This is a genomic window from Xanthomonas hydrangeae, assembly GCF_032697525.1.
Classification (GTDB): domain Bacteria; phylum Pseudomonadota; class Gammaproteobacteria; order Xanthomonadales; family Xanthomonadaceae; genus Xanthomonas; species Xanthomonas hydrangeae.
This window is the reverse complement of the sequence record NZ_CP103836.1, coordinates 62,619-76,227: the sequence shown is the minus strand read 5'-3', so window position 1 is coordinate 76,227 and position 13,609 is coordinate 62,619. Positions and strand designations below refer to the sequence as shown.

The following is a 13,609-nucleotide window of genomic DNA, read 5'->3' as shown; positions in this document are numbered from 1 at the left end:
ATTGAAAGCTGCAGGCTGACAGCGACATCTCAACGCTGCATGCCGGGTGATGCACGCTTACGAATTACGCACGTGCGGGCTGGTGTGGTGATCGGTCGCGGTGTGGTCGTTGCGGAACAGCGGGACCAGCTGCCACAACGCAGAGACGCCGACCAGCGTGTAAACCACACGCGACAGCAGCGCGTCCTGCCCGCCAAACAGCGTGGCGATCAGATCCAACTGGAACAGGCCAACCAGGCCCCAGTTGATGCCGCCGATGATAAGAAGCACCAGGGTGATGACGTTGATCGCTTTCATGCAGGCAGTCCATGTGGGTTGAGAGCCCTCAGAATCTGCAGGCAGTGCGCAACAGCTCGTGAGCGTGCGCGCTGCGATGACGGTGTTGCGCACGCCACGATCACATCGCGCGGACGCGCCTGGAACCGGTACGTGTGTTTGCGCCAGCCAGTGATGCGGTGGATGCGCGCTTCAGCGTGCAGGTTTGCGCTTGACGTACAACTGCTTGCGCACCCGCGCGACCACCTCGCCCGCACGGTTGTGCACGTCGTTTTCGAACCAGCGCAGATGTTTTTCGCCGCTGGCCGTGGCCTGGCGCACTTCGGCGAGCATGCTGTCGTCGATGACGAAATCCGCGCTCACCGTGCCGCGCCCGGGTTTGATGAATTCAATGCTGCCGGCCTTGTCCCAGACGTAGTAGTCGCGCCCCAGGTTCTGCATGGTCAGCAGCATCCAGAACGGGTCGGTCATTGCGAACAGGCTGCCGCCGAAATGGGTGCCGACGTAGTTGCGATTCCACGGGCGCTGGCGCAACTCCACGCGTGCATAGCGGTAATCGGCAGACAGCACGGTGACGTGGATGCCGGCGAACAGATACGGCGGCCACAGGTTGATGCCGAGCTTGAACAGTGAAGCGCGCATGCGGCCAGGTTCCATGGCAAGGGCAGATACCTCAGCATAACATTCGCATGCGTATGGTGGCGTGCCGCAGGTCGACATCGAAGCAGTCGTGTCCGTGCTGCGAGCCGGTCCAGACGGCGCGTCATCGCCGGCCGAGCAGTCGCGCGCTGTGCCTCGCCGCTTGGTGCACACCCGGGCAAGGGCCCGCCGTTGCGGGGCAGCCTTCGTAGGAGCGGACCTGGCCGCGACGGCGCGCTACCCGGGAACACCTTATCGGCGACTGGCGGGTAACGCCTCGTCGCGGCCGGGTCCGCTCCTACGTATCCATGTGGCGCCGCAGCGCCATCGGCTGTCAGAACACCAACGACGACATCTTTCGGCGATAGCGGCCGACCAGGTCTTCGTCCTCGATCACGCGGAATGCATCGATCAGACTGCGGCGCGGCAGGTTGTCGTCGAAGGCGCGGTCCTGCCGCAGCATTTCCAGAAACTGCTCCAGCGCGGTTTCGTCATTGCCGTCGAGCAGATGGCGTACGCCGAGCAGATGGCGCGCACGCAGGTCGGCGCCGTTGGCGGCCACGGCGGCCTGCAGCGCGTCCGCATCCGGCGCGTCTTTCAGGACGTTGGCAAAGCTCAGCCGCGCCTTGGCACGCACCGCGCGGTCGTCGGTGGCCAGGTTGGCGGGCAGGGCGTCGATCAGCTGCTCGGCCTCGGCGGTGTCGCCGGTCTTGAGCAGTGCCAGCGCCAGGTCCAGCTTGAGTTCGTCCTTGTCCGGCTCGGCGGCGATCGCCTCGCGCAGCGCGGCGGCCTGGTCCTGCGGGTCGAGCGGCGCCGGCGGGAGTTCTTCGACCGCCTGCGCCTCGGCCGGCAACACGCCGTGCTGGGTCAGGAATTCGCGGATCTGGCCTTCCGGCATCGCGCCGGGGAAACCATCCACCAACTCGCCGCCCTTGACCAGGAAGACCGTCGGCACCGAGCGGATCTGGAACGCGGCAGCGATCTGCTGTTCCTTGTCCACATCGACCTTGGCCAGCTCGAACGCACCGTTGTAGTCGGCGGCGAGCTTTTCCAGGATCGGCGTCAGCGACTTGCACGGGCCGCACCAGGTGGCCCAGAAATCCACCAGTACCGGTGTCGTCAACGATTTCTGCAGGACCTCGGTCTCGAAGGTGTCGGTGGTGGCATCGAATACGTGCGGCTTGTCGGACATGGGCTTCCTGAAAAGATGACGGCAACAGTGGGACGTAATGGTGGCAAACCCGGCCGACACAAGGCTGGCCGGGATCGGGCCAACCGGCGGTTATCGCCAGGCCGGTCATGACAAGGCCGGCCGAGGCCGGCGACGACCAGGCCGCCAGCAATCACGCCAGCCGGGATCAGACAAGGGGTTCACGCCACCCGCCCCCGGCACCACAATGCCGCGTCATGGCGGCGCAACCTGCGCCCGCGTTGGAGCAAGACGAATGGCGAGCATCGATGGCATGCAGCGCACCCTGGGCCTGATCGCGGCAACTGTGTTCGTGCTGGCGGTGGCCGGCTTCGGGCTGGCATTGCCCGGCTATCTGCAGGCCAGCCACCCGGTGGCGTTATTGGGCGCAGACGGCGTTCCGCACGCGCTGGGCTTCAATCTGCTGGCGTTCGCGCTGGTGGGTGGGTTGGGCATGGCCACCGGCATCAGTCTGCTGGCGCGCATGCCGGCCAAGTCCGGCTGGAGCCTGCGCGTGGGCGGGCAGTTGATCGTGCTGGCAGGTTTGGCGTTCCTGGGCATGGGTCTGCTGCCGCTGGATCCCGCCGACCTGGATGGCCGCGCCAGCCAGGCCCACGCCACCGCCTGGCTGCTATGGGCGGTGGCGTTCGTGCCGGCCATGCTGTTGATCGCCGCCGCGCTGCTCAACCAGTCCGATACCCGCGCGCTGGCGTTGCTAAGTCTGGGCGCCGGGCTGCTGGTGGCGGTGCTGGCATTCGGGCCGCCGGGGTTGCTGCGCCAGGCAATCGCCCAGCGTGTGGCGTTCCTGGCCTGGGTAGGCTGGCTGGCGGTTGCCGGCTGGAGCTGGCCGGCCAAAGCCGCCTTCTGACGCGCGCGTTTGGAGCGCCTGCTGCACTGCGGTACCCTGTGCCGCTTTGCACCGCCCGAGCATCCGCTCCCAATGTCCACCGTCGAACCGAACGTCTACGACCCGCAGCAGGTCGAAACCTCCGCCCAGCAGTTCTGGGATGCCACCCGCGCCTTTCAGGTCGATGAGAACTCGGACAAGCCGAAGTTCTATTGCCTGTCGATGCTGCCGTACCCGTCCGGTGCGCTGCATATGGGCCATGTGCGCAACTACACCATTTCCGATGTGGTCAGCCGCTACAAGCGCATGACCGGCCACAACGTGATGCAGCCGATGGGCTGGGACGCGTTCGGGTTGCCGGCGGAAAACGCCGCGATAAAGAACAAGACCGCGCCGGCCAAGTGGACCTACGCCAACATCGAACACATGCGCGGGCAGCTCAAGTCGCTGGGCTATGCGATTGACTGGTCGCGCGAGTTCGCCACCTGCTCGCCGGACTATTACGTGCACGAGCAGCGCATGTTCACCCGGCTGATGCGCAAGGGCCTGGCCTACCGCCGCAATGCGGTGGTGAACTGGGACCCGATCGATCAGACCGTGCTGGCCAACGAGCAGGTCATCGACGGCCGCGGCTGGCGCTCCGGTGCATTGGTGGAAAAACGCGAGATCCCGCAGTGGTTCCTGCGCATCACCGATTACGCGCAGGAACTGCTCGACGGCCTGGATCAGCTGGACGGCTGGCCGGATTCGGTCAAGACCATGCAGCGCAATTGGATCGGCCGTTCGGAAGGGCTGGAGATCCAGTTCGACGTGCGCGACACCAATGGCGCTGCGCTGGATCCGCTGCGCGTGTTCACCACCCGCCCGGACACGCTGATGGGCGTGACCTTCGTGTCGATCGCCGCCGAGCACCCGCTGGCGCTGCATGCGGCCAAATCCAATCCGGAACTGGCCGCGCTGCTGGAAACGCTCAAGCACGGCGGCGTCTCCGAAGCCGAACTGGAAACCCAGGAAAAACGCGGCATGGCCACCGGCCTGACCGCGGTGCATCCGATCAGCGGCGAGCAGGTGCCGGTGTGGGTGGCCAACTTCGTGCTGATGGGCTACGGCACCGGCGCAGTGATGGCCGTGCCGGGTCACGACCAGCGCGATTTCGAATTCGCCAACAAGTACGCTCTGCCGATCGTGCAGGTGGTCAAGCTGCGCGAGCCGCGCAATGACGACGAGCAGACCTGGGACGCCACCCAGTGGCGCGACTGGTACACCGACAAGAGCCGCGAACTGGAGCTGATCAATTCGGCCGAATTCGACGGGCTGGATTTCGGCGGCGCCTTCGAAGCGCTGGCCGAGCGCTTCGAGCGCAAGGGCCAGGGCCAGCGCCGGGTCAACTATCGCCTGCGCGACTGGGGCGTGAGCCGCCAGCGCTACTGGGGTTGCCCGATTCCGGTGATCTATTGCGCCAAGTGCGGCGCGGTGCCGGTGCCGGAAGACCAGCTGCCGGTGGTGCTGCCGGAAAACGTGGAATTTGCCGGCACTGGTTCGCCGATCAAGACCGACCCCACCTGGCGCCAGACCACCTGCCCGGAGTGCGGCGGCCCGGCCGAGCGCGAGACCGATACCTTCGACACCTTCATGGAGTCCAGCTGGTACGTGGCGCGCTACACCAGCCCCAATGCACGCGACATGGTCGACCGCCGCGCCAATTACTGGATGCCGGCCGACCTGTATGTGGGCGGCATCGAGCACGCGATCCTGCACCTGATGTATTTCCGCTTCTATCACAAGCTCATGCGCGACGCGCGGCTGGTGGACAGCGACGAGCCGGTGACCAACCTGCTGACCCAGGGCATGGTCATCGCCGACACCTTCTATCGCGATGCCGACAACGGCGGCAAGGATTGGATCAACCCGGCCGATGTCGAGATCCAGCGCGATGAGCGCGGCCGCGTCACCGGCGCGGTGTTGATCGCCGACGGCCAGCCGGTGCATATCGGCGGCACCGAGAAGATGTCCAAGTCCAAGAACAACGGCGTGGACCCGCAGTCGATGGTGGCCAAGTACGGCGCCGACACCGTGCGCCTGTTCTCGATGTTCGCCGCACCGCCGGAGCAGTCGCTGGAATGGAACGAGGCCGGCGTCGACGGCATGGCACGCTTCATGCGCCGGCTGTGGGTGCAGGTGCACAAGCATGTAGGCGAGGGCGCCGCCGCTGCATTGGATGCTGCCAGCCTGAGCGCCGAGCAGAAGGCGATCCGCCGCAAGACCCACGAAACCATCGGCAAGGTCAGCGACGACTACGGCCGCCGCCACAGCTTCAATACCGCCATTGCCGCGGTGATGGAGCTCTCTAACGCGCTGGCCAAGTTCGACGACGCCAGCGACCAGGGCAGGGCGGTGCGCCAGGAAGCGTTGGAGGCGATGGTGCTGCTGCTCAACCCGATTACCCCGCATGCCAGCCACGCGCTGTGGCAGGTGCTGGGCCGTGGCGAAACGTTGCTGGAAGATGTCGCGTTTCCGCAGGTCGATGCCGCCGCGCTGGTGCGCGACGCGCTAACCCTGGCGGTGCAGATCAACGGCAAGCTGCGCGGCACCATCGAGGTGGCTGCCGATGCCGGGCGCGAGCAACTCGAAGCGCTGGCGCAGGCCGAGCCGAACGCGGCCAAGTTCCTGGAAGGGATGAGCGTGCGCAAGATCATCATCGTGCCCGGCAAGATCGTGAACATCGTGGCGGGGTGATCGTTGTTGATCGGTCGCGTTGCCATCGCCGTTCCGGGTAGTTCGCCGGCTCGGCGTGGCAACGCGGTTGCAAGGCTGCTGCGGCAATTTGGCAATGTGTTACACAGGCGTGTGGTGGTTGCCGCAGCGGTCTTGGTCAATTCACTGCACCGGCGCGTGACGACGCGCCGGTGAGATTGCTGGGGTGGCTTCTGGTCATTCATTTCACTGGCGCGTGGCGACGCGTTTTTCATCCTGGGCGCCGCAGTTTTACTGCGGCGCCTCTCAAGCCCCATTCACGCGGTGTCGGTCAGGCTAGCCGCCTGTTGCCGCCGCCGGGGCGCTCATCCAGACTGTGCCCATGATTCGATTTCCTACTGCCTTCGCTGCGTCCCTCGTGCTCGTCTCGAGCCTCACCGCCTGCGGCTTCCATCTGCGCAATTCGCTGGCGTTGCCGCCGGACACGCCAGCGGTCAAGGTGCAGTCTGCAGTGCAGTACAGCGAGCTGGCCAAGTTGCTGCGGCGTGGCCTCAAGGCTGCCGGCGCCACCCTGGCCGACGAAGACGCCAAGACCGGCTTTGCGCAGGTGCAGGTGTTGTCCGAGCGCTGGGGCGATCTGCCGATCGCCATCGACAGCCAGGGCCGTGCGCAGGAATACAGCCTGCGCTACGCCGCCATCTTCACCGTCACCACCGCCAATGGCGCGGTGCTGGTGCCGCAGCAGGTGATCGAGCTGTCGCGCGACTACGTGTCGCCGCCGGTGGACGCCACCGGTACCGCGACCGAGCGCGAGATCCTTGCCGACGAGTTGCGCAAGGACATGTCGGCCTCGATCCTGCGTCGTATCGACAGCGTGGTGCGCGCGCGCGTGCAGCGTGGCGAGACGCTGGAAAGCACGCCGACCGCGCCGCTACCGCAGGCTCCCACGCCGCCAGTGCAGCCGACCCCGCCTGAGTCGAGCGTGCCGGCCGCGTTGCCGCCTGCGTCGAACAACTAAGCGTCGCGCGCGCTCGCAGTCATGGAACTCCGCCCCGAGCAGCTTGCCGGCCAGTCCAACCAGCCGTTGCAGCCGGTCTATCTGATCGCCGGCCCCGAGACGCTGCGCGTGCTGGAGGCGGCCGATGCGGTGCGCGCCCGAGCGCGTGCCGAAGGCATTAGCGAACGCGAAGTCTTCGACGCCGATGGCCGCGAGTTCGACTGGAACCAGCTGGATGCGACCTTCAACGCGCCCAGTCTGTTCAGTCCGCGCCGGCTGGTGGAAATACGCCTGCCCAGCGGCAAGCCGGGCAAGGACGGTGCCGATGTCATCACCCGCTTCTGCGCCAATCCGCCGCCGGACGTGGTGCTGCTGATCACCGCCAACGACTGGAGCAAGGCGCACCAGGGCAAGTGGGCCGATGCGGTCGGCCGCATCGGCACCATCTCGGTGGCCTGGGCGATCAAGCCGCACGAATTGTCCGACTGGATCGAGCGCCGCCTGCGCAGCCACGGCCTGCGTGCGGACGCTGCCGCAGTGCAGCGCCTGAGCGAGCGGGTGGAGGGGAATCTGCTCGCCGCCGCGCAGGAAATCGACAAGCTGGTGCTGCTGGCCGATGGCAGGGTGCTGGACCTGGAGGCGATGGAGTCGCTGGTCGCCGATGCCGCCCGCTACGACGTGTTCCGGCTGGCCGAAACCACCTTCTCCGGGCAGCCGACGGCGGTGATCCGCATGCTCGCCGGCCTGCGCGCCGAGGGTGAGGCGGTGGCTGCACTGATGCCGATCCTGATCAAGGAACTGCTGCGCACCGCATCGCTGGCGAAAGTGCAGGCAAATGGCGGCAACCTCGCCGCCGAAATGAAGGCGCAAGGGCTGTGGGAATCGCGCCAGGCCCCGTTCAAGCGCGCGCTGCAACGGCACCCGGAACCGCGCCGCTGGGAACGCTTCGTCGCCGAAGCCGGGCTGGTCGATCGCATGGCCAAAGGCCGCGCCGACGGCGACGCCTGGGTCGGCCTGGAACGCCTGCTGGTGGCTGTGGCCGAAGCGCGTGCGGTGAGATTGCTGGCGTGAAAGCGGTGGATGCCGGAACTGGAGACCAGAAGGTCGAGACCGAGAACCGGGAGCTTCAGAACAGCGCAATCCCAAGCCAGGATACGCAGGCGACTGCGATTGAGGCTTTCGCTGTTCCCATCTCACCGAACCTCGATTCGCAGTCCCCAGCGCTGGATGCCCGCTTTTTCGAATCTCCAATCCCGATTTCCGATTCCCAGCTTCACCCCGAATCCCCAATCCCCCATCCCCCATCCCGGCTCCACCTCTACTACGGCGGCACCTTCGATCCGATCCACCTGGGCCACCTCGCCATCGCCTGCGCCGCGCGCGACGAACTGGGCGCCCTCGTGCATCTGGTGCCAGCCGCCGACCCGCCGCATCGCCCCGCACCCGGCGCCACTGCGGCGCAGCGCGCACGCATGCTGGAACTGGCGCTCGCCGACACGCCCGGGCTGGTGCTGGACACCCGCGAGCTACGCCGCGCCAGCCAGGGTGGCGCACCGTCCTATACCGTCGATACCTTGCGCGAACTGCGCGCCGAACTCGGCACTGCGACGCCGATCGCCTGGTTGCTGGGCGCCGATGCCTTTGTCGGCCTGAGCAGCTGGCATCGGTGGGAGGCGCTGTTCGAGCTGGCGCATTTCGTCGTTGCCGAGCGTCCAGGCGTGCCGCTGGATCTGGCAGATGTGCCGCAGCTTGCCCAGGCGGTGCAGGGCAGATGGGCTGCCAGCGCTGGCGAACTGGGCACCACCCCGGCCGGCCGCCTGTGGCGGTTGCATCAACCGTTGCGCGGCGAGTCGGCCAGCGCGGTGCGTTCGCGCATCGCCACCGGCGGCGACTGGCAGGCGCTGGTGCCGCCGTCGGTGGCAGCGTTTATCGCGCGCGAATGCCCTTACGGCAGCGCGCAGCCGTCTAGCTCAACACGCATCCGGCCGGACCGGCCTATAATTCACGCGAATTCCATCGAGTTGCCCGCTTTGACCACCCAAGCCCAAGTCATCAAGACCTCCATTCCGAACCCGCCGCCGTCCGTGCCGGCCCTGCTGGCCACCGTGCGCGAGGCCGTGGAGGAGCTGAAAGCCAAGGACGTGGTCGAAATCGATGTGCGTGGCAAGTCCAGCGTCTGCGATTACATGGTGGTTGCCTCGGGCACCTCGACCCGCCACGTCAAGTCGATCGCCGAAGAAGTGGTGAAGTTCGCCAAGCGTCTGGACGTGATGCCCCTGGGCGTGGAAGGCGAGCGCGAAGCCGAATGGGTGCTGGTCGACCTGGGCGATGTGGTGGTACACGTGATGCTGCCGCGCGTGCGCGAGTTTTACGCGTTGGAGCGCCTGTGGACCGTAGGCGACCAGCGTCCGGACGATGTGGATGCCGATCCCGAGGCGTAACTGACCCACGGCATGGCGAGAAAATCCCAAGCCCAGACGGAGACACCTGCCTCGCCGGCGCTGCAGCAACTGCGCAGCCAGCCGGCGCAGGCCGCCGCGCAGCCGTTGTCGCCGGCGCGCAAACGCTTCGACCGCTTGCTGCGCGATCTGGAGCGTCATCGCAACGAACTGCAGGCCTGGCAAACGGCGCTCACGCGTTGGCGCGAGCGCTATCACACCGAGCTGCAGCCCTTGCTCGATCATCGGCGCGCGGCCGATGTGGCGCTGGTCGAAGAGCTCGATCGCGCGCATGCCACGGTCAAGCTGAGCAAGGCCGAGCGTGCGTTTCTGTCAGAGCTGCTGTGCGATATCGCCGGCCCGCTGATCGAAGCGGGACATGAAGCATTGCGGCCGATCTACGATCGCCACAGTGTCATGGGCTACGACCAGGAAGTGGCCGAATCCGATGCACTGATGAAGCAGATTCTCGGCCAGGCCTATGGGCTGGATGCCGACGAACTGGACGGCATCGATTCGCCCGAAGAACTCTTCGAACGCGTCAGCGAGCGTCTCGAGCAGGAACACGCGCAACAACAGCAGCGCAACGCCCAGCGCCGCAAGCGTGCCGAAAAAAAAGCGGTTGCCGGGAATGCCGAGCCGCCACCGTTGCGCGAGTTGTATCGCAAACTGGCCGGCAATCTGCATCCGGACCGCGCCAAGGACCCCGACGACCACGCCTCGCGCACCATCCTGATGCAACGGCTCAATGCGGCTTACAAGGCCGGCGATCTGCTCGGCCTGCTCGAACTGCAGGCCGAGATCGGCCTGCTGGACGCGCAAGGTGTGGATGCGATGAGCGCGGCGCGGCTGCAGGATTACAACCGCGAACTGGACCGGCAGTGCAGGGAGTTGCAACAGCGGGTGCAGGAGCAGTCGGAGAACTTTTGCGCAGAGTATGCTCTGGACCTGCCGTCGCGGCTCAAGCCCGAGCGACTGGGTAGATTGATGGCCCAACTCAAGCGCGACGTCGAAGACGATCTGATGGAAGCGCGGCAGGGCCTGCGCGAACTGGCCGACCCGCACTCGCTCAAGCGCTGGCTGAAATTGCAGCGCGCCATGTCGAGCGCGCAAGACGCGCCCTGGTTCTGACACGCAGGCCCACGACTCGCGCGCTGCCTGCACGCTCGACTGAAAGCGCACGCCGCTGAGCGGTTCATCAGGCGGTGGTGCCAGCCGTGCACATGGAGCGAGCGGCCGCAGTCGTCGCGTTTGCGTCGCAGCGACCGCTAGTGGTGAGCGCGCAGCTGTCCTGCAGCTAGGGCGTGATGCTTCGAGCGCCCGTATTCCCGCAGATCTGCATTCGCGCAGGTTGTCTCTGCCGGCCGCGTGAGGCCTGCTCCGGCATCATGGAAAACTGCCGAGCGAACGACGGTCCGTCCGGCAGCGGCGTCGGCCGTTTGTCTGGCAAGGACCGCCTACAACGGCCCGCGCTCCCACGGCCCGGTGATCGCCAGCGTGATGCCCGGCGTCTGGATGTTGACGAACAAGGTGCGCGCCAGCGGGTCCCAGCAGGCGCCGCAGAACTCGGTATCGCGGTAATCGCCCTCGGCAATGGTCTTGCCGGCATCGGCGATCTGTTGCGAGGTCAGCTGTACGTTGTTCTTGGCCAGATAGAACGATTCGCCGCCACGGGTGAGCCCGAGCAGGCGCGCGCCGGGACCATATTCGTCCGGACTCTCCCCGCCGTCTTCGCATAGCACCACGCCACCGCGCGCGCTGACGGTGACGTTGTCCGGGTTGTGCGCGGCCAGCTGGTTGCCGCTGACGAACAATGCGCTCAAGCGCTGCGTAAACAGATCCAGCACCCATACCGCGCCGTTGCCGTAACCGCGGCGGCCCTGCGCATCCACGCCGGTGCTGGTGTCGACGATGAAGAGTTTGCCGTAGCTGTACCAGATGCCTTCGCCACGGCTCATGCGCAGCGCGCCATCGGCCCACGCCTGCGCAAACGGACCGCTCAGGGTGTCGTTGGCGCCGATATCGGGGAAGCCGGCCGGTGCGGCGATGCCATCCAGATCGGGCTCGGAAATATCCACCCATTCCAGCTGGAACTGCTGGCCGATGCTGGCGACGATGAGATCGGCATTGCGCCGCCCACGCACGCGTGCGGCCTGCAGGCGGCCGCCATTTTCCAGCGAGCCATTGCGGCCGCGACGGTCGTTGGGGATGAAGCGATACAGGCCGGCCTTGTTGCGGTCGTCTTCGGTGAGATAGACGATGCCGGTGCGCGGATCGATCGCCACCGCTTCATGGCTGAAGCGGCCCAGCCCGACCAGCGGGCGGCCGGTGGTGCGCTGGCTGTCCGGGTCCACTTCGAACACGTAGCCGTGCTTGCGGCCGGTGCTGGACACCGCATTGGTCTTGATCTCTTCGCAGCTCAGCCAGGTGCCCCAGGGGGTGGGGCCGCCAGCGCAGTTGACCAGCGTGCCGCCCAGGCTCGGCTCCAGGCTGCCCCAGCCGCGGCGACCGTAGCTCAAGGTGGTGGTGCCGCCACCGGCCAGTTGGCTGCCGCTGCCGCTGCCGATGCCGGTGTCGTACATCGCTGGTGCGCGGAACGGGGTGGTCGCGCCGCGCTCGTGGTTGCGGATCAGCACATATTCCAGGCCGCGCAGCGGATCGCTGCCGGGGCGCCAGTCGGGCCGACGCAGGCCGACCACGGCCATGCCGTCATGACGGTCGGGGCAGGGCTGGCCATCGTCCATGCGATCGCCGCTCCAGCCGAACGAGCGGTAGCTGAAACCACGCGGCAGCTGCAGCAACGGCAGCCCGGTGCTCTGGTCGGCGACCGGGGCGAGCGGGCCATACCGGCTGGGCACCGGGGCAAGCTGCAGCGGCAACGAGGCGCTGTTGGCGGCCTGGGCCTGGCGCGATTGCAGTGCGCTCAAGCTGCCAAGCGCACCGGCGGCCATCACGGCGGCGCTGCCCTTGAGCACCTGGCGGCGGGCGGGATCGAAAATCGGCATCGAACGACTCCTGCTGGCTGGGTAGTGCGCCGACGCTAGATGCCCGCTGTAACCGCACCATGACACCGCTGTGATCGACCCGGTTCCGATACCCAGGCTGTGACGCGGATATCATGTCGCGATGAAATGCCGACTCATCGCTACCGGCGAGCGCGCACCGGCCTGGGTGGCGCAGGGCTTTGCCGAATATCAGAAACGTCTTTCGCACTGGATGCCATTGGAGCTGGTCGAGATCGAACCCGGCCTGCGCGGCAAGGGCCGCGACGCGCAACGCGCCACCGACGACGAAGGCCGCCGCGTGCTCGCCGCGCTGCCCAAGAACGCCTACGTGGTTGCGCTCGATATCCCGGGTCGCCCGCTCAGTTCGGAGCAGCTCGCCCAACGCATGGAGCACTGGCGCGGGCAGGGCCGCGATCTGGCCTTCCTGATCGGTGGTCCCGAAGGTCACTCCGCCGATGTGCTGAAAACCGCCAGCGAGAGCTGGTCGATCGGCCCGTTGACCCTGCCGCACATGCTGGTTCGCCTGATCGTCGCCGAGCAGCTGTATCGCGCTGCGGCGATGCTGGCCAATCATCCGTATCACCGTGCGTAATCGGCATGCGCGACGGCAGGAATCCGCGCGTAGCCGCTGCGCTTTCGAGATGGGTGTGCGGGCGAGTAGCCGGGCGCATCCTCAACCCGATCCGCGAGACCGCACGTCGTCGTGTGCACGCAAGGCGCGATGCAATGATGCGCATGCAACAGCTGAAACCGTGGCCTCGCAGCAGCCGGCTGCGCAACGCCAGACCATGCGGCGACCGGGCATCCGAGTCGCCGCAGGTGATGACGCATCAGTTCAACGAAAAACTCACCGGCACCAGACCGTAGGCCTGCACGGCCTGGCCGTTCTGCGTCGCCGGCTGGAAGCGCCAGTTGCGCAGCACCTGGCTACGTGCCGCCAGATCGAGCGCACGATGACCGCTGCTGGTCTGCACGCTCACCTCGGCCGGGCGCCCATCGGTGCCGACCAACACGCGCAGCAGCACCGTGCCCTTCTGCCCGGCACGCAGTGCTGCCACCGGGTAACTCGGCGCCGGTGAACTCAGATACTGCAGCTGGCCTGCCTCGACCGGGCCGCTGGGTGCGGCAATCGCCGGTGCGCTGTCAGACACCGCATCCGAGGCCGCAGGTAAGGCGAACGTTGCGCTGTCGACCACGGCCGGCTCACTGACCACCGGGGTCTGCACCTGCACCGGCGCCGTGGTCGGCGGTGTGTGCGTTGCCTTCGGCTTGAACTTCACCTCGATCGGAAACACCGGTTGCGGCGGCGTCTCGATGGTGATGGGCATGACCCAGCGTTCTTTCGGTGCGGGCTGCTGCGGAATCGCCCGGTACGAGAGCGGAATCAACAACAACCCACCGGCCAGCAAATGCAACGCCACGGCCGTACTCATCGCCAGAACGCGCGAGGTGTCGATGCCTGTGGATCGGGGGAAAACCTGCGATTGCGTGCGAACCATCATCCACCTCCTCGAACGGAACTGC

12 protein-coding genes and 1 pseudogene are annotated in these 13,609 nt (G+C 66.7%); 8 read left to right on the top strand and 5 right to left on the bottom strand.

Annotation, left to right across the window (positions count from 1 at the left end; genetic code table 11):
* Positions 1-57: 57 nt before the first annotated feature.
* The 3 genes from NYR97_RS00300 to trxA all read right to left on the bottom strand — a co-directional run bounded on the left by NYR97_RS00300 (position 58) and on the right by trxA (position 2,107).
* On the bottom strand, positions 58-297 hold the full coding sequence (locus NYR97_RS00300) for a DUF378 domain-containing protein (RefSeq protein WP_316695929.1): 240 nt from the start codon (positions 295-297) through the stop codon (positions 58-60).
* 171 nt (positions 298-468) lie between these two features.
* Positions 469-918 carry a DUF4442 domain-containing protein gene (locus NYR97_RS00295; RefSeq protein ID WP_104549671.1) on the bottom strand — a complete coding sequence of 150 codons (450 nt, stop codon included), beginning with the start codon at positions 916-918 and terminating at the stop codon, positions 469-471.
* Between the two features lie 331 nt (positions 919-1,249).
* Positions 1,250-2,107: a thioredoxin gene (gene trxA / locus NYR97_RS00290; RefSeq protein ID WP_316695928.1), complete on the bottom strand. Its 858-nt coding sequence runs from the start codon at positions 2,105-2,107 to the stop codon at positions 1,250-1,252.
* A 253-nt stretch (positions 2,108-2,360) separates the two neighbouring features.
* Here trxA and NYR97_RS00285 point away from each other — a divergent pair, with 253 nt between their 5' ends.
* The 7 genes and pseudogenes from NYR97_RS00285 (at position 2,361) to NYR97_RS00255 (ending at position 10,211) form a co-directional block, all read left to right on the top strand.
* Positions 2,361-2,972, top strand: coding sequence for a DUF998 domain-containing protein (locus tag NYR97_RS00285; RefSeq protein ID WP_316695926.1), 612 nt, complete (start codon positions 2,361-2,363; stop codon positions 2,970-2,972).
* Positions 2,973-3,044: 72 nt separating this feature from the next.
* On the top strand, positions 3,045-5,687 hold the full coding sequence (leuS, locus tag NYR97_RS00280) for a leucine--tRNA ligase (protein ID WP_316695924.1): 2,643 nt from the start codon (positions 3,045-3,047) through the stop codon (positions 5,685-5,687).
* A gap of 340 nt (positions 5,688-6,027) precedes the next feature.
* Positions 6,028-6,663: an LPS-assembly lipoprotein LptE gene (locus NYR97_RS00275; RefSeq protein ID WP_316695923.1), complete on the top strand. Its 636-nt coding sequence runs from the start codon at positions 6,028-6,030 to the stop codon at positions 6,661-6,663.
* Positions 6,664-6,684: 21 nt separating this feature from the next.
* Positions 6,685-7,713 carry a DNA polymerase III subunit delta gene (holA, locus tag NYR97_RS00270; RefSeq protein ID WP_316695921.1) on the top strand — a complete coding sequence of 343 codons (1,029 nt, stop codon included), beginning with the start codon at positions 6,685-6,687 and terminating at the stop codon, positions 7,711-7,713.
* Positions 7,714-7,892: 179 nt separating this feature from the next.
* A pseudogene (gene nadD / locus NYR97_RS00265) lies at positions 7,893-8,612 on the top strand (nicotinate-nucleotide adenylyltransferase); the annotation flags it as partial.
* Positions 8,613-8,672: 60 nt separating this feature from the next.
* Entirely contained in the window at positions 8,673-9,083 is a 411-nt protein-coding gene (rsfS, locus tag NYR97_RS00260; RefSeq protein ID WP_023903364.1) for a ribosome silencing factor, read from the top strand.
* 12 nt (positions 9,084-9,095) lie between these two features.
* The gene (locus tag NYR97_RS00255; protein WP_316695920.1) at positions 9,096-10,211 is read left to right on the top strand and encodes a J domain-containing protein; all 1,116 of its coding nucleotides are present in this window, start codon (positions 9,096-9,098) and stop codon (positions 10,209-10,211) included.
* A gap of 326 nt (positions 10,212-10,537) precedes the next feature.
* Here NYR97_RS00255 and NYR97_RS00250 read toward each other — a convergent pair whose 3' ends face one another.
* Entirely contained in the window at positions 10,538-12,085 is a 1,548-nt protein-coding gene (locus tag NYR97_RS00250) for an alkaline phosphatase PhoX (protein ID WP_316695919.1), read from the bottom strand.
* A 121-nt stretch (positions 12,086-12,206) separates the two neighbouring features.
* Between NYR97_RS00250 and rlmH the strand changes: the two genes are divergently transcribed.
* On the top strand, positions 12,207-12,677 hold the full coding sequence (gene rlmH / locus NYR97_RS00245; RefSeq protein ID WP_168957765.1) for a 23S rRNA (pseudouridine(1915)-N(3))-methyltransferase RlmH: 471 nt from the start codon (positions 12,207-12,209) through the stop codon (positions 12,675-12,677).
* 238 nt (positions 12,678-12,915) lie between these two features.
* Here rlmH and NYR97_RS00240 read toward each other — a convergent pair whose 3' ends face one another.
* The gene (locus NYR97_RS00240) at positions 12,916-13,587 is read right to left on the bottom strand and encodes an energy transducer TonB (RefSeq protein WP_425613018.1); all 672 of its coding nucleotides are present in this window, start codon (positions 13,585-13,587) and stop codon (positions 12,916-12,918) included.
* Between the last annotated feature and the right edge of the window lie 22 nt (positions 13,588-13,609).